The sequence below is a fragment of the Amycolatopsis sp. NPDC005003 genome (assembly GCF_053600695.1).
Genome location: NZ_JBSGAI010000071.1, coordinates 1 through 20,063, shown reverse-complemented (window position 1 = coordinate 20,063; position 20,063 = coordinate 1). Strand labels below are relative to the sequence as shown.

The 20,063-nt window shown below is 72.1% G+C and carries 19 protein-coding genes; 13 read left to right on the top strand and 6 right to left on the bottom strand.

What is annotated here, in order from left to right; translation table 11 throughout:
- The first annotated feature begins 248 nt into the window (after positions 1-248).
- The gene (locus tag ACWED2_RS44910) at positions 249-1,175 is read left to right on the top strand and encodes a DUF6542 domain-containing protein (RefSeq protein ID WP_449696631.1); all 927 of its coding nucleotides are present in this window, start codon (positions 249-251) and stop codon (positions 1,173-1,175) included.
- Between the two features lie 194 nt (positions 1,176-1,369).
- Here the strand turns inward: ACWED2_RS44910 and ACWED2_RS44905 are convergent, their stop codons facing one another.
- A complete protein-coding gene (locus ACWED2_RS44905) occupies positions 1,370-2,365 on the bottom strand; it encodes a 4-hydroxy-3-methylbut-2-enyl diphosphate reductase (RefSeq protein ID WP_449696630.1) in 996 nt (331 codons plus the stop codon).
- A gap of 141 nt (positions 2,366-2,506) precedes the next feature.
- Between ACWED2_RS44905 and ACWED2_RS44900 the strand changes: the two genes are divergently transcribed.
- From ACWED2_RS44900 to ACWED2_RS44875, 6 genes are all read left to right on the top strand, one after another.
- On the top strand, positions 2,507-3,244 hold the full coding sequence (locus ACWED2_RS44900; RefSeq protein WP_449696629.1) for a lipid droplet-associated protein: 738 nt from the start codon (positions 2,507-2,509) through the stop codon (positions 3,242-3,244).
- Entirely contained in the window at positions 3,241-4,488 is a 1,248-nt protein-coding gene (xseA, locus tag ACWED2_RS44895) for an exodeoxyribonuclease VII large subunit (RefSeq protein WP_449696628.1), read from the top strand. Before ACWED2_RS44900 ends, xseA begins: the two co-directional genes overlap by 4 nt.
- Positions 4,485-4,889 carry a hypothetical protein gene (locus ACWED2_RS44890; protein WP_449696627.1) on the top strand — a complete coding sequence of 135 codons (405 nt, stop codon included), beginning with the start codon at positions 4,485-4,487 and terminating at the stop codon, positions 4,887-4,889. Before xseA ends, ACWED2_RS44890 begins: the two co-directional genes overlap by 4 nt.
- The gene (locus ACWED2_RS44885) at positions 4,886-5,107 is read left to right on the top strand and encodes an exodeoxyribonuclease VII small subunit (protein WP_043786198.1); all 222 of its coding nucleotides are present in this window, start codon (positions 4,886-4,888) and stop codon (positions 5,105-5,107) included. Before ACWED2_RS44890 ends, ACWED2_RS44885 begins: the two co-directional genes overlap by 4 nt.
- An 85-nt stretch (positions 5,108-5,192) precedes the next feature.
- Positions 5,193-6,242 (top strand): class II fructose-bisphosphatase, encoded by a 1,050-nt coding sequence (gene glpX, locus ACWED2_RS44880; RefSeq protein ID WP_167455077.1) that lies wholly within the window; start codon positions 5,193-5,195, stop codon positions 6,240-6,242.
- Between the two features lie 8 nt (positions 6,243-6,250).
- The gene (locus ACWED2_RS44875) at positions 6,251-7,003 is read left to right on the top strand and encodes a S1 family peptidase (RefSeq protein WP_449696626.1); all 753 of its coding nucleotides are present in this window, start codon (positions 6,251-6,253) and stop codon (positions 7,001-7,003) included.
- Between the two features lies 1 nt (position 7,004).
- Here the strand turns inward: ACWED2_RS44875 and ACWED2_RS44870 are convergent, their stop codons facing one another.
- A complete protein-coding gene (locus tag ACWED2_RS44870; protein ID WP_449696625.1) occupies positions 7,005-7,994 on the bottom strand; it encodes an NAD(P)/FAD-dependent oxidoreductase in 990 nt (329 codons plus the stop codon).
- Positions 7,995-8,116: 122 nt separating this feature from the next.
- On the opposite strand from ACWED2_RS44870, the gene ACWED2_RS44865 reads away from it, so the two are divergent.
- From ACWED2_RS44865 to ACWED2_RS44850, 4 genes are all read left to right on the top strand, one after another.
- The gene (locus tag ACWED2_RS44865) at positions 8,117-9,514 is read left to right on the top strand and encodes a class II fumarate hydratase (protein ID WP_449696624.1); all 1,398 of its coding nucleotides are present in this window, start codon (positions 8,117-8,119) and stop codon (positions 9,512-9,514) included.
- 57 nt (positions 9,515-9,571) lie between these two features.
- On the top strand, positions 9,572-11,104 hold the full coding sequence (locus ACWED2_RS44860; RefSeq protein ID WP_449696623.1) for an ATP-dependent DNA ligase: 1,533 nt from the start codon (positions 9,572-9,574) through the stop codon (positions 11,102-11,104).
- Between the two features lie 211 nt (positions 11,105-11,315).
- Positions 11,316-11,756 (top strand): hypothetical protein, encoded by a 441-nt coding sequence (locus ACWED2_RS44855; RefSeq protein ID WP_449696622.1) that lies wholly within the window; start codon positions 11,316-11,318, stop codon positions 11,754-11,756.
- Between the two features lie 103 nt (positions 11,757-11,859).
- Positions 11,860-12,465, top strand: a complete 606-nt coding sequence (locus tag ACWED2_RS44850; RefSeq protein ID WP_449696621.1) for a Pr6Pr family membrane protein — start codon at positions 11,860-11,862, stop codon at positions 12,463-12,465.
- On the opposite strand, the gene ACWED2_RS44845 is transcribed toward ACWED2_RS44850, so the two are convergent.
- Positions 12,462-13,670 (bottom strand): NADH:flavin oxidoreductase/NADH oxidase family protein, encoded by a 1,209-nt coding sequence (locus ACWED2_RS44845; RefSeq protein ID WP_449696620.1) that lies wholly within the window; start codon positions 13,668-13,670, stop codon positions 12,462-12,464. The genes ACWED2_RS44850 and ACWED2_RS44845 overlap by 4 nt on opposite strands.
- 97 nt (positions 13,671-13,767) lie before the next feature.
- On the opposite strand from ACWED2_RS44845, the gene ACWED2_RS44840 reads away from it, so the two are divergent.
- Positions 13,768-14,391 (top strand): MBL fold metallo-hydrolase, encoded by a 624-nt coding sequence (locus tag ACWED2_RS44840; protein WP_449696619.1) that lies wholly within the window; start codon positions 13,768-13,770, stop codon positions 14,389-14,391.
- Here ACWED2_RS44840 and ACWED2_RS44835 read toward each other — a convergent pair.
- Positions 14,388-14,906 (bottom strand): hypothetical protein, encoded by a 519-nt coding sequence (locus ACWED2_RS44835; protein WP_449696618.1) that lies wholly within the window; start codon positions 14,904-14,906, stop codon positions 14,388-14,390. The genes ACWED2_RS44840 and ACWED2_RS44835 overlap by 4 nt on opposite strands.
- Positions 14,900-15,367: a DUF309 domain-containing protein gene (locus ACWED2_RS44830; RefSeq protein ID WP_449696617.1), complete on the bottom strand. Its 468-nt coding sequence runs from the start codon at positions 15,365-15,367 to the stop codon at positions 14,900-14,902. Before ACWED2_RS44830 ends, ACWED2_RS44835 begins: the two co-directional genes overlap by 7 nt.
- Positions 15,368-15,410: 43 nt before the next feature.
- Between ACWED2_RS44830 and guaB1 the strand changes: the two genes are divergently transcribed.
- Positions 15,411-16,850, top strand: a complete 1,440-nt coding sequence (gene guaB1 / locus ACWED2_RS44825) for a GMP reductase (RefSeq protein ID WP_449696616.1) — start codon at positions 15,411-15,413, stop codon at positions 16,848-16,850.
- A gap of 1 nt (position 16,851) precedes the next feature.
- Here guaB1 and ACWED2_RS44820 read toward each other — a convergent pair whose 3' ends face one another.
- Positions 16,852-19,923, bottom strand: a complete 3,072-nt coding sequence (locus tag ACWED2_RS44820; protein WP_449696615.1) for an amidohydrolase family protein — start codon at positions 19,921-19,923, stop codon at positions 16,852-16,854.
- Between the last annotated feature and the right edge of the window lie 140 nt (positions 19,924-20,063).

Here is a 20,063-nt window from a genome sequence, read left to right as displayed (position 1 = left end):
CCGGGGCCGCGCAGTCACCCCGCGGCCGGAGGCTGCGGCACAGGCGCCATCAGCCACTCGGGGCGAGGGTCCATCCGACCGTGGGTTGTCGACGGCGTCCCTCTCGGAGGATTCTGGCTTCGGGGGGCCGCCCGGCTCGCTCGTCAGCGCTACCCGGCGCCACCGGATCGTCCCGGCGGGTGGCTGTCGGCCCACGTCGGCGGCGGTGCTGGCAAGATCTTCACAACCACGAGATACGGTGTTGCCCTGTGACCGCGATTCGCGATCGCCAGAGCGATCCAGATGCCGACGACGTCCCCGTTGCGTGGGATGAGCGTCCTGTCGTCGGTTCGAGGCGGGGGCTGCCCTGGTGGGCGGCGGTCCTGGTCGGCCTCGGCCTGGCGATCGTTGGCGCCCTCCTCGGCAAGCCGAGCCAGACGAACATCCCGGTGGTCTTCATCGTCTGCTACATCGCCGGGGCCGTCATCGCGGTCTGCGCGGTGCGGCGCCGGGGCGTGTTCGGGCCCATGGTGATGCCGCCGCTCGTGCTGGCCGTCACCGTGCCCGGCGTGATCCTGCTGACCTCGGGTTCGGGGGCGCAGGGCGACGACATGCTGTCGAAGGCCTTGAGCATCGGCACCCCGCTGATCAACAGCTTCCCGATGATGGCCATCACCACCGGCGTCACGCTGCTGATCGGCATCGTCCGGTTCTTCCGCGAGCGCGACCCGGGCGCCCCGAAGAAGGGCAAGAAGCGTCCGGCGGACGAAGACGACGAGAAGCCCTCCGCCCGCCCCGCGCCGTCCGGTGGGCGTCCGCGGCCGGCCGGCTCGAACCGGACCGGGCAGACCCCGCTCCCCGCCGGCGCTCGCCGCGGCCGGGACGGCGAACCGCCGCGGCGCCCCCGGCCGCCCGCCGACGGCGAACGCCGCGCACCCCGCACGAACGCGCAGGCCGAGCGCGACCCGGGCACCCGCGGCACGCGCAAGCCGCCGCCCGCCACCCGGCGCACCCCTCGCCCGGACGACGGTGACCCGCGCCGGCGCGAGCCGCGCGGTGACGCTCCGCGGCGGCGCCCTCGCCCGCCCGAGGACGGCCGTGACGCCCCGCCGCCCCGCCGGCCGTCCGGTGGCGGTGGTGGCGGGCGGAACGCTCCGCCGCGCCGGAACCGTCCCTGGGACGACGAAGAACGCTGACGAACGGCGGTCGCCTCACCCGAGGCGGCCGCCGTTTCGCATGCCGGGACCGTGCGCCGAACGGCATCACGTGTGACCAGAGAGGCATCACACGTGGCTAGAGGGGCATCACACGTGATTGGAAGGGCATCACGCGTGATTGGGCGGGCGACACGGTGGCGAGCCGCGAAGGCGGGCCGGCCCCGGAGCCGGGTTCAGACCTTGCGCAGTTCCTTCGGCGGGGCGAAGGAGATCTTTTCGTTGGCCGTCGTCACCTCGTCGACGTCCGCGTAGCCGCGCTCGGCCAGCCAGTCCAGCAGCTCCATGACCAGCACGTCCGGCACCGACGCACCCGACGTGACGCCGACCGTCGTCACTCCGTCAAGCCAGGCCTCGTCGACCTCGTGCGCGAAGTCGACCAAGTAGGACGCCCGGGCGCCGGCCTTCAGGGCCACTTCGACCAGGCGCTTCGAGTTGGACGAGTTCGTCGACCCGACCACCAGCACCAGGTCGCACTCGGCGGCCATCGCCTTGACCGCGACCTGGCGGTTCGTCGTCGCGTAACAGATGTCGTCGCTCGGCGGGTCCAGCAGGTTCGGGAAGCGCCCGCGGAGCTGGTCGACGCGCTCCATCGTCTCGTCGACCGACAGCGTCGTCTGCGACAGCCAGATCACCTTCGACGGGTCACGCACCTCGACCTTGTCGACGTCCTCGGCCTTGTCCACCAGCTGGACCTTGTCCGGCGCCTCGCCGGCCGTGCCCTCGACCTCTTCGTGGCCTTCGTGGCCGATCAGCAGGATGTCGTAGTCGTCGTTCGCGAACCGGTTGACCTCCTTGTGCACCTTCGTCACCAGGGGGCAGGTCGCGTCGATCGTGCGCAGGTTCCGCTCGGCCGCCTCCGCGTGCACCATCGGCGAGACGCCGTGGGCGGAGAACACCACCAGCGCGCCCTCGGGCACCTCGGACGTCTCCTCGACGAAGATCGCGCCGCGCTCGCGCAGCGTCTCGACGACGTGCTTGTTGTGCACGATCTCCTTGCGGACGTACACCGGGGCGCCGTAGACCTCGAGGGCCTTCTCGACGGCGATCACCGCGCGGTCGACGCCGGCGCAGTAACCACGGGGTTTGGCGAGCAGCACCCGCTTGCCGGAAGCGGTTCCGGTGATCGTCGGGGTACCCGCGGGCTCGATTCCGGGACTCGCTGCACTCATGCCCCCAGGGTACGGGCAGCCCCGAGGCGGCCTCGAAGTCCCTTTCGGGTGACCTTCGTCCCGCTACCGGGCTGTGCCGGACGTCACGCACCGCGCGCGTCCGGTTGGGCAGGAGCGGTGGTCATGCGGCAGGCTGGACCCATGAAGCCATTCCCGCTCCCCCTCCGGGTCGCCGCGGGCCTCGCCGTCTCCACCGCCGAGCGGGTTCGCGAACTTCCCCGGCAGCTGGCCGGGCTCCCGGTGACCGTGGTCAGCCAGGTGCTGCAGGCCTCCATGCGGGTGCAGCAGCACGTCACCGAGCTGGCGATCAAGGGCGACACCGCCCTGTCGAGCCTGCGCCCGATCGAGGACACGCCGAGCTGGGCGACCTTCGACGAAGACGCCGAGCTGGGTGACGTCCCGCCCGCGCGGCGGAAGTTCGCCGACGTGCCCGAGCCCGACGTGCCCGAACCGCGCTCCGAGATCAACGGCCGCGTGCCGTCGGCGTCCGAACTCGAAGCCGAGCTCGGCGATCCCTGGGCCGAGGAGGAACGCGCGCTCGCCGAGGACCACGCCGACGGTGAAAACGACAGCGAAGTCGAAGCGCCGAAGAAGCCTCAGCCCGGGACGCCCAAGGTCGACAAGAAGACCAAGAGCGAGGCGCCGAGGACCAGCGCCGCGGGGTACGAAGGCCCGGCCGGGCTGACCGGTTACGACCAGCTCACCCTCCCGCAGCTGCGGGCCCGGCTGCGCCAGCTGTCGATCGACCAGCTCGAGACCATCCTCGAGTACGAACGCGCCCACGCCGACCGCTCGTCGTTCACCGGCATGCTGTCCCGCCGGATCGCCAACGCCCGCAAGACGGAACAGGCCGGGGAAGACGGCGCGGAAGACCGGTGAGCACCGAGTCCGCACAGGCCCCCGCGAGCACCGCGGAAGCGCCGTGGCCGGTCCGGACCGTCGCGCGCAAGATCGGCGACTGGATCCACCGGCTCGGCGCCGTCTGGGTCGAGGGCCAGGTCACCCAGGTCAGCTCCCGCCCCAACACCCAGACCGCGTTCCTGACCCTGCGCGACCCCTCGGCGGACGTCTCCATGTCCGTCACCTGCCCGAACTGGCTGATCCGCGAGATGGAGCCGCCGCTGAGGGAGGGCGCCAGTGTGGTCGTGCACGCGAAGCCGTCGTACTTCTTCGGCCGCGGCACGATCAGCCTGCGCGCCGACCAGATCCGCGCGGTCGGCATCGGCGAGCTGCTCGCCCGGATCGAGCGCCTCAAGAAGCTGCTGACCGCCGAAGGGCTCTTCTCGGCCCAGCGCAAGCGGCCGATCCCGTTCCTGCCGAAGGGCGTCGGGCTGATCACCGGCCGCGCGTCGGCGGCCGAGCGGGACGTCCTGGCCAACGCGCAGGGGCGGTGGCCGCACGTCCGGATCAAGGTGCTCAACACCGCCGTGCAGGGCACGCAGGCGGTGCCGCAGGTCATGCGCGCGCTGCGGATCTTCGACGCCGACCCCGAGATCGACGTCATCGTCATCGCCCGCGGCGGCGGCAGTGTCGAGGACCTGTTGCCGTTTTCCGACGAGGCGCTGTGCCGCGCCGTCTCGGCCGCCGGGACGCCGGTGGTCAGCGCGATCGGGCACGAGCCCGACACCCCCTTGCTCGACTACGTCGCCGACCTGCGCTGTTCGACGCCGACCGACGCCGGCAAGCGGATCGTGCCGGACCTGCGCGAAGAGACCGAGCGCGTCCGCCAGATGCGCGACCGCGGGCGCCGCGCCCTGCACGGCTGGGTCGACACGCAGACACGGCTGCTCACCCAGCTCCGCAGCCGCCCGTCGCTGGCCGACCCCCTCGGCCCGGTCCAGCGGCGGCAGGACGACGTCGACGTCCACCGCGAACGCGCCCGCCGCGCCATGCTGGCGCTGCTCGCCAAGGATCAGGCCGAAATCGCGAGCGCGCGAGCCCGGCTGACCGCGCTCGGCCCGGCGGCGACGCTCGCCCGCGGGTACGCGGTCGTGCAGTTCGTCGACGCCGAAGGCAACCTCCAGGTACTCCGCTCCGTCTCCGAAGTCGAGGCCGGTGCCCAGCTGCGCGTGCGGGTGGGTGACGGCGCGGTCAAGGCGGTGGCGGAAGGAGAGCAGGGGTGAAGGTGACGTTCCTCCCGCTCACCGTGGACGCCGCCCGTCGGCTCGGCGCGGGCCCGCTGCTGGACCAGGCGGTGCGCACCGACCGCGCGGCCGCCGAATGCTGGACGGCGCTGCTCGCCGGCTGCGGCACCGCCGCCCGCCGGGACCTGGGGCCGCAGCTGCGCCGGCTGTCCGAGGCGACGTCGGTCCAGGTCGGCTCGCGCTGGTGGTTCGCCGAGGGTGCGGGGCACCGGCGGCGGGTGGCCGGGGCGCAGGAGAACCTCGAAGAGGCGATCGCGGAGGGTGACGGGCAGGAGTTCGCGCTGGCGTTCGTCGGGTACGACCACGCCATGGCCAGCGCGGTAGTGTGCGCGAACAGCGCCAACCCGTCAGCCCGGAAGGTCGGAGAACACCGAGCGTGAGTGAAACAACCGGCGAGGAACTCGGCTACGAGCAGGCCCGCGACCGCCTCGTCGAGGTCGTCCGCGAACTCGAGGCCGGTGGCTTGTCCCTCGAGCAGTCGCTCGCGTTGTGGGAGAAGGGCGAGAAGCTCGCGAAGGTGTGTGAGCGCCACCTCGAAGGCGCCCGCGAGCGCATCGAAGCCGCCCTCGCGTCCGTTGAGGACGACTCCGAGCAGTGAGGTAGGCCATGCCCTCGGTATCTGGAAACACGGCGGGTATCTGACAGACTGTTGACCCGCCAGTTCCACGATCCGGGAGGCACAGATGCCCGCCGCAGACAGTCGTCGTGAAGCGCCCGACCGCAACCTCGCGATGGAGCTGGTCCGGGTCACCGAAGCCGCCGCGATGGCGGCCGGCCGCTGGGTCGGCCGCGGCGACAAGATCGGCGGGGACGGCGCGGCCGTCGACGCCATGCGCCAGCTCGTCTCGACGGTGTCGATGCGCGGGGTCGTGGTGATCGGCGAGGGCGAGAAGGACGAAGCGCCCATGCTGTTCAACGGCGAAGAGGTCGGCAACGGCGACGGCCCGGACTGCGACGTCGCGGTCGACCCGGTCGACGGCACCACGCTGATGGCCAAGGGCATGCCGAACGCGCTCGCGGTGCTCGCGGTCGCCGAACGCGGCGCGATGTTCGACCCGTCCGCGGTGTTCTACATGGAGAAGCTGGCCGTCGGGCCGGAGGCGGCGGGCAAGGTCGAGCTCGGCGCGCCGATCGCGGAGAACATCCGCCGGGTCGCCAAGGCGAAGAACAGCAGCGTCGGCGACGTCACCGTGTGCATCCTCGACCGCCCGCGCCACGAGCAGATCATCAAGGAGGTCCGCGAGGCGGGTGCGCGGATCCGGTTCATCTCCGACGGCGACGTCGCGGGCGCGATCGCCGCGGCCCGCCCGACCACCGGCGTCGACATGCTGATCGGCATCGGCGGCACCCCCGAAGGCATCATCGCGGCCTGCGCGATGAAGTGCCTCGGCGGCGAGCTGCAGGGCCGGCTGTGGCCGAAGGACGACGCCGAGCGCGAGAAGGCCCTCGCCGCCGGGCACGACCTCGACCGGATCCTGCTGAACGACGACCTCGTGCGCGGCGACAACGTCTTCTTCTGCGCCACCGGCGTCACCGACGGCGACCTGCTGCGCGGCGTGCACTACCGCGAGGGCGGCGCGACGACGCAGTCCATCGTGATGCGGTCCAAGTCCGGGACCGTCAGAATGATCGACGGCTACCACCGGCTGAACAAGCTGCGGGCGTACTCCTCGGTCAACTTCGACGGCCACCTGGACGCGCCCGACGACGACGTCGTGCCCCCGCTGCCGTAAGGAGTTCCGTGACCAGGCGACTGCCGGCGCTACTGGCCCTGATCCTCGCCGTCCTGGTCCCGGGCACCGCCGCGGCCGCCCCCGTGATCGTCGGGGGCGCGAACGCCGACCAGCCGTACCCGTTCGCGGTGTCGCTGCACTCCGCGTCGGGGAAGCTGTTCTGCGCCGGCGCGCTGATCGCGCCCACCTGGGTGGTCACGGCCGCGCACTGCGCGTTCGGCAAGGCGCCTGCCGACATCTCGCTGCGGACCGGGTCGAACGACTCGGGCCAGGGCGGCGAGGTCGCGCAGCCCGCCGAGATCGTCATCAACCCGGCGTTCAACACGCAGAGCCCGGCGGGCGACATCGCGCTGCTGCGGCTGGCGGCGCCGGCCGCGGCGGCGCCGATCGGCCTGGCGACGGCCGCGGCGCCGGGCACCGCGACCCGGATCCTCGGCTGGGGCCAGACCTGCCCGAAGCTGAACTGCGGCGAGATCCCCACGGCCCTGCAGCAGCTCGACACGCAGATCGTCGAAGGCACGAAGTGCACCTCGGTGTTCGACGGCACGGCCGAGCTGTGCACCGACAACCCGGGCGGCAGGTCCGGGGCGTGCTTCGGCGACTCCGGCGGCCCCGAGATCGTGCGCGAAGGCGACCACTGGCTGCTCGTCGGCGTCACCAGCCGCCCGGGCAACAACGACCCGGAATGCGCGACGGCGCCGTCGATCTACACGTCCGTGGTCGCCTACGCGCCGTGGATCGCGGAGAAGACGAAGGCCTGACCTACTCCGCGTTGCTCGAGTGGCCCGGGAACAGGTGGGCGTCCGGGTCGAGCGCGACGGCGATGTTGTTGACGGCGGTCGCGGCCTCGCCGAAGCCGGTCGCGATCAGCTTCACCTTCCCCGGGTACGCGGCGACGTCGCCCGCGGCGTAGACGCGTTCGCGGGCGGTCGCCATCGTCGAGTCGACCGCGATGGCGCGGTGGTGGATCTCCAGGCCCCAGCTCTCGATCGGGCCGAGATCGGCGGTGAAGCCCAGCGCCGCGACGACGGCGTTGGCCGGGAGCCGCTCGTCGCCGCTGCCCTTGATCGAGACGTCGACGGCTTCGAGGCTGCCGTCCGGCGCTTCGACGAACCGCGTGACCTCGGCGTCGGTGATGATCCGGGTGCCCAGTTCGCGGGCCTGCCGGACGATCGACTCCGCGGCGCGGAACTTCGCGCGCCGGTGCACCAGCGTCACGCTCGCCGCGACCGGGTGCAGGGCGAGGATCCAGTCGAACGCCGAGTCGCCGCCGCCGACGACCACGACGTGCTGCCCCGCGTGCGCCTGCAGCGAGGGGACGAAGTGGACCATGCCGCGGCCGAGCCAGCCGTCACCGGCCGGCAGCGGGCGCGGGGTGAACTCGCCGATGCCCGCGGTGATCAGCACGGCGCGGGCGCGCAGCGTCTCGCCGCCGTCGAGGGTCAGCTCGACGCCGTCGCCGGCCGGCTCCAGCTTTTCGGCCTTGCGCCCCAGCAGGTACTTCGGCTTCCACGGCGCGGCCTGCTTCACCAGTCCGTCGACCAGATCGCGGCCGCGGACCTCGGCGAACCCGCCGACGTCGTAGATCATCTTCTCCGGGTACATCGCGGTCACCTGGCCGCCGGGCTCGGGCAGCGAGTCGACCACCGCCATCGAGAGGCCGCGGAACCCGGCGTAGTAGGCGGCGAACAGGCCCGTCGGGCCCGCGCCGATGATCACGATGTCGTAGGAGTCCCCAGGAACTTCAGTCATGCTCGCTCCAGCCAGTGGTGGATGGCGGTGATCGAGAACACAGCCGATCCTAGCGTCGCGAGCGGCCGAGGGTGGGCGACGCCACCACGCGGTGCCGCGCGAACAGGGCCAGAATCGGTGTCATGGCTGATCAGGAATACCGGATCGAACACGACACCATGGGCGAGGTCCGCGTGCCTGCCGACGCGCTCTACCGCGCGCAGACCCAGCGGGCCGTGGAGAACTTCCCCATCTCGGGCCGGGGCCTGGAGCGCGCCCAGATCCGCGCGCTCGGCCTGCTCAAGGCCGCCGCCGCGCGGGTGAACCACAAGCTGGGCGTGCTCGACGCCGAGGTCGCCGACGCCATCGCGGCCGCCGCCGACGAGGTCGCCGAGGGTGCCCACGACGCGCACTTCCCGATCGACGTCTTCCAGACCGGGTCCGGGACATCGTCGAACATGAACGCCAACGAGGTCATCGCGACGCTCGCTTCGCGGGCCCTCGGCCGGGACGTCCACCCGAACGACCACGTCAACGCCTCGCAGTCGTCGAACGACACCTTCCCGACGACCATCCACGTCGCCGCCACCGAAGCCGTCGTCAAGGACGTCATCCCGGCGCTGGAGTACCTGGCCGGCGCGATCGAGGTCCGGGCCGCGGAGTGGGCCGACGTCGTGAAGTCCGGCCGCACGCACCTGATGGACGCGGTGCCGATCACGCTCGGCCAGGAGGCGGGGGCGTGGGCGTCCCAGGTCCGCTTCGGTGTCGAGCGGCTGAAGTCGGGCCTGCCGCGGCTGGGCGAGCTGCCGATCGGCGGCACGGCCGTCGGTTCGGGCCTGAACGCGCCGGACGGCTTCGGCTCCTCGGTGGCCGCGGAGCTCGCCACGGTGACCGGGCTGCCGCTGACCGAGGCCCGCGACCACTTCGAGGCGCAGGCGACGCAGGACAGCGTGGTGGAGACGTCCGGGCACCTGCGCACGGTCGCCGTGTCGCTCAACAAGATCGCCAACGACCTGCGGTGGCTGGGTTCCGGCCCGCGCACCGGCCTCGCCGAGCTGGCGCTGCCGGACCTGCAGCCGGGCTCGTCGATCATGCCGGGCAAGGTGAACCCGGTGATCCCGGAGGCGACGCTGCAGGTGGTCGCGCAGGTGATCGGCAACGACGCGGCGGTCGCGTTCGCCGGCGCGGCGGGCAATTTCCAGCTGAACGTCAACCTGCCCGTGATCGCGCGGAACGTCCTCGAATCGGCGCGGCTGATCGCGGCCGTTTCGCGGCTGCTGGCGGACAAGGTGTTCGCGGGCGTCACCGTGAACACCGAACGCACGCGGACCTACGCCGAGGGTTCGCCGTCGATCGTGACGCCGTTGAACAAGTACCTCGGCTACGAAGAAGCGGCCGCGGTCGCGAAGCAGGCGTTGAAGGAGCTGAAGACGATCCGCGAAGTCGTCATCGAGCGCGGGCACGTGCGGGACGGCAAGCTCACCGAGGAGCAGCTCGACGAGGCGCTCGACGTGCTGCGCATGGCCCGCGGCGGCCGCTGACCTGGGCAAACAGCCGGCCGGACTGAAATTGTCGGTGGTCCGGGTCATGATGTCCGGGTGTTGCTGAGCGAGTTGGTCCGCGCGTCCGCCGAGCTGGCGGCGACGAGGTCCAGGAAGGCGAAGATCGCCCTCCTGGCCGCGGTGCTGCGCGCCGCCGAGGTCGCCGAGCTGCCCGTGGTGATCGCGTACCTGACCGGGCAGACGGCGCAGGACAGGCTGGGAGCGGGCTGGCGCACCCTGGCCGCGCTGGGCGCCGGCGCCGCGCCCGAACCGGTGGCCACGGTGCTGGAGGTGGACGCGGCCCTGACCGCGGCGGCCGGGGTCGCGGCGGGCACGGGCTCTTCGACGCGGCGGCAGGAAGTGCTGCGGGCGCTGTTCGAGCGGCTGACGGAAAACGAGCAGCAGTTCCTGTTCCGGCTGGTCACCGGCGAGCTGCGGCAGGGCGCGCTGGAGGGCGTGATGGTCGACGCCGTCGCGGCCGCGGCCGAGGTGCCCGCCGAGGACGTGCGGCGGGCGTTCATGCTGTCCGGGAAGCTGGGCGTCACCGGGGTCGCGGCGATGACCGGCGGGCAGGCCGCGCTGGCGGACTTCCGGCTCACCCTCGGCACGCCGGTCAAGCCGATGCTGGCGTCGCCGGCGGAGTCGCTGGACGAAGCCGTCGCCGAGCACGCCGAGGCGATCGTCGAGTACAAGATGGACGGTGCGCGGATCCAGGTGCACCGCCAGGGCGACGAGGTGCACGTCTGGACGCGCACGCTGCGCGAGATCACCGCGAGCGTGCAGGAACTGGTGGAACTCGTGCGGGCGCTGCCGTGCGAGTCGGTGGTGCTCGACGGCGAGACGCTGGCCCTGACCGACGCCGGGCGGCCGCGGCCGTTCCAGGACACGATGAGCCGGTTCGGCAGCACCCGCGAGGAGCAGGTCAAGGCGCTGCTGCTGCGGCCGTACTTCTTCGACTGCCTGCACCTCGACGGCGTCGACCTGCTGGACGCGCCGCTTTCGGAGCGCAATGCGGCGCTGCGCAAGGTCGCCGGGGCGCACATCATCCCCGGCGAGATCGGCACTTCGCGGGCTTCCGCGGTCCTGGAGGCGGCGATGGAAGCGGGCCACGAAGGGGTGATGGTCAAGGACCTCGCGTCGCCGTACGCGGCCGGGCGGCGCGGGCGGGCCTGGCTGAAGGTCAAGCCGGTGCACACGATCGACCTGGTGGTGCTGGCGGCGGAGTGGGGCCACGGCCGGCGCACGGGCACGCTGTCGAACCTCCACCTGGGCGCCCGCGATCCGGACGGCGGCCCGCCGATCATGGTGGGCAAGACGTTCAAGGGCATGACCGACGAGCTGCTGGCCTGGCAGACGAGGACGTTCCAGGAGATCGAGACCCACCGGGACGACTGGACGGTGTACGTCCGGCCGGAGATCGTCGTGGAGATCGAGCTGGACAGCGCGCAGGTTTCGACGCGCTATCCCGGTGGCCTGGCCCTGCGGTTCGCCCGGGTGGTGCGCTACCGCCCGGACAAGGACCCGGCCGAGGCGGACACGATCGACACGGTCCGCGGCCTGCTCCACGGCGACCGGACGGACGGGGGCTGAGGCGAGGACCGACGAAAGTAGCTGGTGCCCGCACTCCGCACCGGCCAAAGTGGAGGTTGGTCGAGCCCGGGAGGGCGTTCGACGGTCCAGACGCGCGCCGGGCCGGATTTGACGAGAATTTTCCCGACACAGCCCGCGGCGAAGAATCCCTAAAGTGCGCTCCTTCACAAGGTTCCCGCTCACTTCCCGAGCGGTCACGGAGGAGCAAGCAGTGGTCAGCAAGGAACAGATGAAGGCGTCGATCCACGCCGCCTTCGACGGAGCCGTCGCCGACGGGGCGAGCTACACCAAGGTGTACGCCGCGGAGATCAGGCAGAAGAACTACCTGGTCTTCCGGACCACCTCGGTCGCCAACTTCGCGCTGGGCTTCAAGCCGGGGCAGACCGACCTCGTCCTCGTCCCGCTCGAGGAGAAGAACGGCGCCGTCACGGCGGGCACGCCGCTGACGATCAACGACGCCAACCGGGCTTCGGTCAAGAAGCGCGACCTGCAGGGCAGATTCGTCATCAAGACGACCGACGGCCGGACGTTCCGGCTCAGCATCCTCCCGTCGGTGACGAAGCTCCTGGCCGTCGCCTACCAGCTGCCGGTCGAGCAGAAGGCGGAGTACGAGGCGTTCGTCGCGCTCCGGGACTCGCTGCTCGCGGCGTAGCCGCACGCCCGGGGCTGTCCACGCGCTGGGCAGCCCCCTGGCCGCCGGAACTCGACACCTTCGAGGGGTCCATTGTGGAATTACCGGCGGGTACGCTCCGGCGATGCGCAGCGAGAAGCTCACCCGCGCCTGGTTCGCGGTCACCGCGGTGGTGGCCCTGGCCGGCCTCGTCACCCAGGTCGTCGCCACCGCACGCACCCCGGGCGGGCAGGTCGCGAACCTGCTCTGCTTCTTCACGATCGACTCGAACCTGCTGGTCGTGCTCACCTCGGCCCTGGTCGCGCTGGGCCGGGCCCGCGGGCGGCTGTTCACCGTCCTGTGGCTCGACGCGCTGGCCGGCATCATCGTGACCGGCATCGTGTACCAGGTCGCCCTGGCCGGCCTCTACGACCTGCACGGCCTTTCGCTGGTCTCCGACACCATGCTGCACAAGGTGACGCCGCTGCTGTTCGTGCTCGGCTGGCTGCTGGTCGGCCCGCGCGGGGCCGTCACGTGGGGCACGGTCTGGTGGTCGCTGGCCTACCCGCTCGCCTGGCTCGCCTTCACGCTCCCGCGCGGGGCGATCACCGGCTTCTACCCGTACCCGTTCGTCGACGCGGGCACGCTCGGCTACGGCCTGGTGGCGCTCAACTGCGTTTTCATCGGCCTGTTCTTCACCGCGCTGGCCGCCGGCGCGTTCCTGTACGACCGGCGGCTCGCGCCCGCCTAAGCGCGGACGCGGCGGAAGGCGTTGAGCCCGTCGGTCAGCCCCGCCTGCACCAGCGTCGGGAGCGCGCCGCGGCGGTCCACCGGCTTGCCCGCGGCGATCCGGTGCATCTGCCGGGTGTGCCACTGGATTTCCAGCAGGCTGTCGGCCAGCCGGATGCCGGTCTTCGGGCACCGCCGCTCCGCGCGGGCGTCCTCGCCCTCGAGCAGCCGGGCGGGCAGGCCAGGGTCGGCGATCAGCGGCCGGCCGAGCCCGATCACGTCCACCTCGCCCGAGCGCAGCGCGGCTTCCATCCCGCCCGGGGTGGTGAAGCCGCCGGTGACCATGAGCGCGACGTCGGAAACTTCCCGCGCCTTCGCCGCGTAGTCCAGGAAGTACGCTTCGCGCGCCTGGGTGCTCGCGCGCCCGGAACCCATCATCGCGGCCTTCTCGTAGGTCCCGCCGGAGACTTCCAGCAGGTCCAGCCCGGCTTCGCCGAGTTCCCGCACGACCTCCAGCGACTCGTCCTCGGTGAAGCCGCCGCGCTGGAAGTCCGCGCTGTTGAGCTTCACCGACACCGGCACGCCGTCCCCGACCTCCGCACGCACGCGCCGGACCACCTCGAGCAGGAACCGGCGGCGGCGGACGGCGTCGCCGCCCCAGGCGTCGGTCCGCAGGTTCGTCAGCGGGGAAAGGAACTGGGAGACCAGGTAGCCGTGGGCGCCGTGGATTTGCACGCCCGCGAAGCCCGCCTCGACGAAAGTCCGCGCTGCCACCGCGAAGCGCTCGATGATCGCTTCGATCTCGTCACCGGCCAACGCGCGCGGCGCCGCGAAGGCGGTCCGGATGCCCCGGTTGCCGAACGGGACGGCGGAGGGTGCCACCGGCTCCCGCGAGAGGTACCGCGGGCTCTGCCGGCCGGGGTGGTTCAGCTGCGCCCACAGCTGGGCGTCCGTGCCCTCGACCGCCCGCGCCCAGGGCCGGAAGGCCGCGGGATCCGGCGTCGCGGCCACGTTGCGCGGCTCGCCGAGCGCGGCCGGGTCGACCATGACGTTCCCGGTGATCAGCGCGCCCGCGCCGCCGCGGGCCCAGGTCCGGTACAGCTCGAAGAGTTCGCGGGTGGGCGCGTTGCGGCGGTCGCCGAGCTGCTCGCTCAGCGCCGACTTGACCAGGCGGTTGGGCAGCAGCGCGCCGCACCGCAGCTTCAGGGGCTCCGCCAGCGGCGTCATCGCGTCACCTCTCGAACTTACTCGCGGTAAGGTGACTCGACGGTAGCATACCGCCGGTATGTCATCCAACCGGCGAATGACCACTAGGGTCGGGCGCATGACGGCGATCGTGCAGAACCTGGTGACCTCCGGTGTCTTCCAGCTCGACGGGGGCAGCTGGGACGTCGACAACAACGTGTGGATCGTGGGCGACGACGCGGAAGTGGTCGTGATCGACGCGGCGCACGACGCGAAGGCGATCGAAAACGTCGTGGGCGAGCGGAAGCTGGCCGCCATCGTCTGCACCCACGCGCACAACGACCACGTCAACGCCGCCCCGGAGCTCGCCGCCGCGACCGGCGCGCCGATCCTGCTGCACCCGGACGACCGGGTCGTCTGGGACCTCACCCACCCGGACCGCGCCCCGGACGGCGAACTGGCCGACGGGCAGGTGCTCACCATCGCGGGCACCGAACTGCAGGTCATCCACACGCCGGGGCACGCGCCGGGTGCGGTCTGCCTGTACGCGGCGGAGCTCGGCGTGCTCTTCACCGGCGACACGCTGTTCCACGGCGGCCCAGGTGCCACCGGCCGGTCCTATTCGGACTACCCGACGATCGTGCACTCCATCCGCGAGAAGCTCTTCACGCTCCCGGACGCCACGAAGGTCCACACCGGACACGGCGAAGGCACGACGATCGGCGCGGAGAAGGCGGCTTCGGCAGGCTGGGAGCAGCCCTAAGAAGTGTGCTTCCGGGCGACGAGGGCGAACTCCTCGATCGCCCGGTCGAAGCCTCCGGTGGCCGCAATGACCGCGGCCGGCAGGTAGCGGGGGTCGAACCGGCGGTCCGCGTCCAGCTCGCGCCGGACCTCGTGCAGCTTCATCTCCTTCTTGCGGAGCACCTTGGCCTGCTCGACGAGCTCATCGGGCCCGCTCATCACGATCAGCCCGTAGAACGAGCGCATCTGCGCGCGGGCCCCGTAGTACGCCTCCTCGTACGCCACTTCGCGTTCGGCGTCGCTCTCGGTGGCGTTTCCGGACAGCTCCCGGCGGCGATGGGTCACGTTCAGGTCGACGATGTGCTGGCGCACCCGGACGGCGGCCTCGATGAACCCGGCGCAGCGGTCGGCCCGGTCCTGCCGCAGCTTCGCCCGCCGCGCGGCGTTGAGCTTCATCGGCTCGACCAGCGCGCCCAGCGTCACCCCGGCCAGCGAGGCCACCGCGGCGATGACCGCGGCGCTGATCGCCGTCAGCACGTCAGCCGCGGTGCGCTCGGCGACACCCGGACCCGCTGCTTCGCCTCTTCGGCCAGCGAGCGCGCCCACTCCTGCAGCCCGGGGACGTCGATGCCGTGCGGCGGCTCACCCCGGAACGGCTCGATGTTCGCTGCGCCCCGCTCCAGCAGCGACACGGCCCCGACGTTGTTGCCGCGCGCCGCGTGCGTGAGCCCGACGGCGAGCTGCGCCAGCCCCCGCCACAGCTCGCGGTCCGGGCCGTCGGTGGTCTTCCAGGCGTCCTCGAACACTTCGTGCGCATGGAACGGCTTGCCGTCGTCGAGCAGCCGCTGGGCCTCCGCAAGCGTTTGCGCCGGAGTGCGCTCGATGCCCTCCGGCTGACGCTCGACGCCGTCGGCGCCGTACGGCAGCGGCCGGCCGAGGCCGTCGCGCGGCCGTGCGTTGCGTGCCCGTCCCTCGGCGTCCCGGTCGCGGCGGCTCATGCCACCGATCCTGCCACGGGCCCGCCGGGTAGTCTGGTGACTCGTGCGTTTCCTCGACGGCCACCGGCCCGCCCACGACCTGACCTACGACGACGTGTTCCTGCTGCCGAACCGTTCGGACGTGGAGTCCCGCTTCGACGTCGACCTCGCCACCGCGGACGGCACCGGCGCGACCATCCCGATCGTGGTCGCGAACATGACCGCCGTCGCCGGCCGCCGGATGGCCGAGACCGTCGCCCGCCGCGGCGGCCTGGTGGTGCTGCCGCAGGACGTCGATCCCGGCGCGGTCAGCGAGATCGTCGGCTGGGTGAAGAGCCGCCACACCGTGTGGGACACCCCGCTGGTGCTCACCGGCGGCGACGCGGTCGCCGACGCCCTCAACCTGGTCCACAAGCGCGCGCACGGCGCGGTCGTCGTCGTGGACGGCGAAGGCCGCCCGGTCGGCATCGTCGACGAAGCCGCCTGCGCCGGCGTCGACCGCTTCGCGCGGCTCGCCGACGTCGCGCAGCCGCCGACCGTCGCGGTCCCGCTGACCACGCCGGCGCGCGAGGTGTTCGAGCTGCTGAACAGCCACGGCGCGCACCTGGCCCTCGGCCTCGACGCCGACGGCCGGCTCGCGGGCGTCCTGACCGCCGTCGGCGCCCTGCGCGCGGAGATCTACACCCCGGCCGTCGACGACGCGGGCAAGCTGCGCGTCGCCGCCGCGGTCGGCGTCAACGGCGATGTCGCCGCGAAGGCGGAAGCGGTCCTGAAGGCGGGCGTCGACGTGCTGGTCGTCGACACCGCGCACGGGCACCAGGAGAAGATGATCGCCGCGCTGAAGGCCGTCCGGTCGGTGTCGCCGCAGGTCCCGGTGGTCGCCGGGAACGTCGTCACCGCCGAGGGCACGCGCGACCTGATCCAGGCCGGCGCCGACGTCGTCAAGGTCGGGGTCGGGCCGGGCGCGATGTGCACCACCCGGATGATGACCGGCGTCGGCCGCCCGCAGTTCTCCGCGGTCGCCGACTGCGCGGCGGCCGCGCGCGAGCTGGGCAAGCACGTCTGGGCCGACGGCGGGGTCCGCCACCCGCGCGACGTCGCGCTGGCGCTGGCCGCGGGCGCGTCCGCGGCGATGGTCGGCTCGTGGTTCGCCGGCACCTACGAATCCCCCGGTGACCTGCGGTTCGACGAGCAGGGGCGGCCCTACAAGGAGTCGTTCGGCATGGCGTCGAAGCGTGCGGTGGGCGCGCGGACGCGCACGGACGGCTCGTTCGACCGCGCGCGGAAGGCGCTGTTCGAGGAGGGCATCTCGTCGTCGCGGATGTCGCTCGACCCGCAGCGACCCGGTGTCGAGGACCTGCTCGACTCGATCGGCTCCGGCGTCCGCTCGTCCTGCACCTACGCGGGCGCTCGGACGCTCGAGGAGTTCCACGAGCGCGCGCTGCTGGGCGTCCAGTCGGCGGCCGGCTTCGCCGAGGGCCGCCCGCTGCCTTCGGGCTGGTGATTCAGCCCGCGCAGCACACGTGCTCGGACCACTCCGGAACGTGCCACCAGTGCTGTTTGTCCGCCGATCGGGCCGCGGGCGCCACCTCGGTGGCCGCCCGCGCGCCCGGCCGGTTCCGGTAGGGCGCCAGCAACTCGCCGACCGAGCGAAGCACCCCGCCGACCATCACCGTGTGGACGTCCGCGGCCGCCTTGATGTCCTGCAACGGGTTGCCGCGGACCAGCGACAGATCGGCGTACGCACCACGCTCGAGCACCCCGATCCGGCCCTCGAGGCCCAGCCACCGCGCCGGGTTGCGGGTGGCGGTGGTGAGCGCCTCGTACGGCGTGAACCCGAACGCGACCATGGCCCGCAGGTTCTGGTGGGTGGAGACGGCCACGTTGTCCAGCGGCGAGTCCGTGCCGGTGACCACGAACCCGCCCGCGCGGTGGATCCGCAGCACCATGTCGACGTTCCCGGCGAGGACCTGGCGGAGGTAGGCGTTCTCCGGGTTGCCCGCGGTGTCCGCCGTGGCCTTGAGCTGCGCGTATTCCCACGGCGGGAAGAGGACCTGGGTGCGCTCGTCGGTCACGAGCGACTTGTCGTCCGCGTACAACGCCCTGGACGTGAACAGCGTCGGCGTGATCGATATCCCCGAGCGGGTGAACAGGGCGATCGCGTCCTGGTACGACCGGCCGATCCGGCTGACGGTGTGCGAGTAGCCGAGCCGGTTGGTGGCCCCGGTGTGCTCCATCGCGTCCATGCCGATGTTCGCCGCCGGGTACAGGTAGTGCGAAGACAGCGGGATGCCCGCCCGGTGCGCGGCCCGGACCACCGCCTGCTGGGACGCGACGGGCAGCCGGACGTACGTCTTGATCATGTCGTACTCGAGCTCGACTGCCCGGGAAAGCTCCAGGTCGAACTGCTCGGGCGACAGCGTCGGCCGCATGAAGTTGTAGTAGATCCGGGAGCCGTCGATGGCTTCCCCGGTGCCGAAGTACCTCGGCCCGACGCGGTTCCCGGATTCCAGGGCCTCGCGCGTCTCCAGCATCTGGTACACCGGGTCGCCGGGCGAGCGGGTCGTGGTGATGCCGTAGGACAGCCACAGCCTGCCCTGCCGGTCGCCCCACTGCCGGCCGCGCAGGTGCCAGTGGTTGTGGAGGTCGACGAGCCCGGGCATGGCGGTCAGGTCGCGCGCGTCGACGGTCCCCGGCGCGTCCCGGTGCGGCCGGACGTCGGCGATCCGGCCGCCGTCGACGACGATGTCGACGTCCTTCCGCAGCGTCCTGGCCAAGCCGTCCCACGCCGCGCCGACGTGGATGACGGTCCGCTGCGGTGGGCGCGGCCTGGCCCACGAGAAGTCGAGGCGGATCGTGCGCGGCTCGCCGCCGGCGATCTTCTGCGCCTTGAGCTGCCCCTTCGACAGGTACACGAGCGTGTCGTTCCCCTGCCAGGCCAGGGAATCGGTGACGTCGTGGGTGACCTGCCGCGGCGCGCCGATCAGCCGTCCGGTGCCGTCGACCGGGGCGATCCAGGCGACGCTTTCGACCGTGAACGCGAGGTACCGGCCGTCGGGTGACCACAGTGGACCGTCGTCGCCGCGGGTGGCGAGCGAGCGGAACGGCATCGGCTCGGCGTAGCGGAGTTCGCCGGTCTTCAGGTCGACCGTGAGGATCTGGCTGGTGCCTTCGCGGTACCGCCGCGAGTACGGCTTCACCGCGGCCAGCGCGAGGACCGACCCGTCGGGCGACCAGGTGGGCCGGCCCGGCATGAACAGCGGCGGCGTCACCTGCTGGGCTTTCTCCGTTGCGACGTCGTGGATCCAGGTGGCGCCGTCCTGGTCGGCGTAGGCCACCCGGCCGCCGTCCGGTGACCACCGCGGCGCGACCTGCGCGCCCGGCAGCTGGGTGAGGACGGCGTCCTGACCGGTGCGGAGGTCGTGCAGCCACAGGTCTGCGGTGCCGAGCCGGTCGCTCGTGTAGAGCAGCTTCGTCCCGTCCGGGTGGAAGTCCGGGTCGGAGTTGAAGTAGCCGTCGCCGATCAGCCGCTGCGGCCTGCCCCCGCTCGCCGCGACGACGTAGATCGCGTTGAGCGCCCGGAACGCGATCCGCTTGCCGTCCTCGGACACCACCGGACCGGCGATCCCGCGGACGGGCTTCGGCGCGGCCGAGTCCAGGTCACGGACCCGCCTCCGGTAGTCACGCGACGCCGTGGACACCCGCCCCTCGAACGGGATGTCCTTGACGGTGCCGGACTCGTCGCGCCGCCGGATGTGCCCGTCGGCGGTGTAGAGCACGGCGGACCCGGCCCAGTTCGCGGCGAAGCCGAAGACGTCCTCGCCCTTGGTCAGCTGCCGGTCGCCGAGCATGAGGTCCGCTTCCGCGCCGCGCAGCCGCAGGTAGCTGGGCTGCCCGCCGGGTCCGAACGCCGGGCCGTAGAACTTGTCGGCGCCGGTCGCGGTGACCAGACGCGCGCGGGCGCCAGTGGCCAGGGTGACGACATCGATGGCGGTGTCGTTGACCGTGAAGACGATCTTCGTGCCGTCGGGCGACCACCGTGGCGACGCCTCTTCGTCGGTGGTCGACACCACCGCGCTGATCGCTCCGGAGGCGACGTCCAGCAGGTGGATGCCGTAGCTGCCGTCGCGGTCGCTGCTGAAGGCGAGCTTGGTGCCGTCCGGGGAGAACGCGGGCTCCCGGTGGTCGAACCGCCCGCTGGTGAGTTTGCGGGGCGGGCCGCCCGCGACATCGATGACGTACAGGTGGAAGTTGCCGTCGCGGTAGGACTGGAACGCGATCCGGCGGCCGTCCGGCGACCAGCTGGGGAGGGTCGCGTCCTGCAGGTCCTCGGTGAGCCGCCGGGCGCGGCCGCCGTCGGCGGGCAGTACCCAGATCCCGGTGACCAGGTCGACCGCGAGCCACCGGCCGTCCGGGGACAGCGCGGCGGACATGTTCGTGCCCTGCCGCAGCACCACGCCGTCGCGTCCGGCGTCCGGTTCAGCTTCCGCAACCCCCGCCCCGGCCACGGCCAGCGCGGCGGCGGTGACGCCACCACGCACAAGAAGCTCACGACGGGAAAGATTTTCCGGCCCCATCCGGCCAACTATGCCCAGCCCGGATCGACCCGTCCATCGGCCGAGCGGGTCGTGAGTGGTAATTAGGGTTAGAACCCTAATTACCACTCACGGTCATCGGCTGCCCGTCGGAGAACTTCACGTTGTCACGGACGGTCAGG

Bases quoted from the DNA above. Each gene is read 5' to 3' on its own strand.
- ACWED2_RS44850 (WP_449696621.1), top strand. From the start codon at position 11,860: ATGCGCAGCGAGAAGCTCACCCGCGCCTGGTTCGCGGTCACCGCGGTG.
- ACWED2_RS44820 (WP_449696615.1), bottom strand. From the start codon at position 19,923: ATGGGGCCGGAAAATCTTTCCCGTCGTGAGCTTCTTGTGCGTGGTGGC.
- glpX (WP_167455077.1), top strand. From the start codon at position 5,193: ATGCCCGCCGCAGACAGTCGTCGTGAAGCGCCCGACCGCAACCTCGCG.
- ACWED2_RS44865 (WP_449696624.1), top strand. From the start codon at position 8,117: ATGGCTGATCAGGAATACCGGATCGAACACGACACCATGGGCGAGGTC.
- ACWED2_RS44840 (WP_449696619.1), top strand. From the start codon at position 13,768: ATGACGGCGATCGTGCAGAACCTGGTGACCTCCGGTGTCTTCCAGCTC.
- ACWED2_RS44905 (WP_449696630.1), bottom strand. From the start codon at position 2,365: ATGAGTGCAGCGAGTCCCGGAATCGAGCCCGCGGGTACCCCGACGATC.
- ACWED2_RS44870 (WP_449696625.1), bottom strand. From the start codon at position 7,994: ATGACTGAAGTTCCTGGGGACTCCTACGACATCGTGATCATCGGCGCG.
- ACWED2_RS44845 (WP_449696620.1), bottom strand. From the start codon at position 13,670: ATGACGCCGCTGGCGGAGCCCCTGAAGCTGCGGTGCGGCGCGCTGCTG.
- ACWED2_RS44830 (WP_449696617.1), bottom strand. From the start codon at position 15,367: ATGAGCCGCCGCGACCGGGACGCCGAGGGACGGGCACGCAACGCACGG.
- ACWED2_RS44900 (WP_449696629.1), top strand. From the start codon at position 2,507: ATGAAGCCATTCCCGCTCCCCCTCCGGGTCGCCGCGGGCCTCGCCGTC.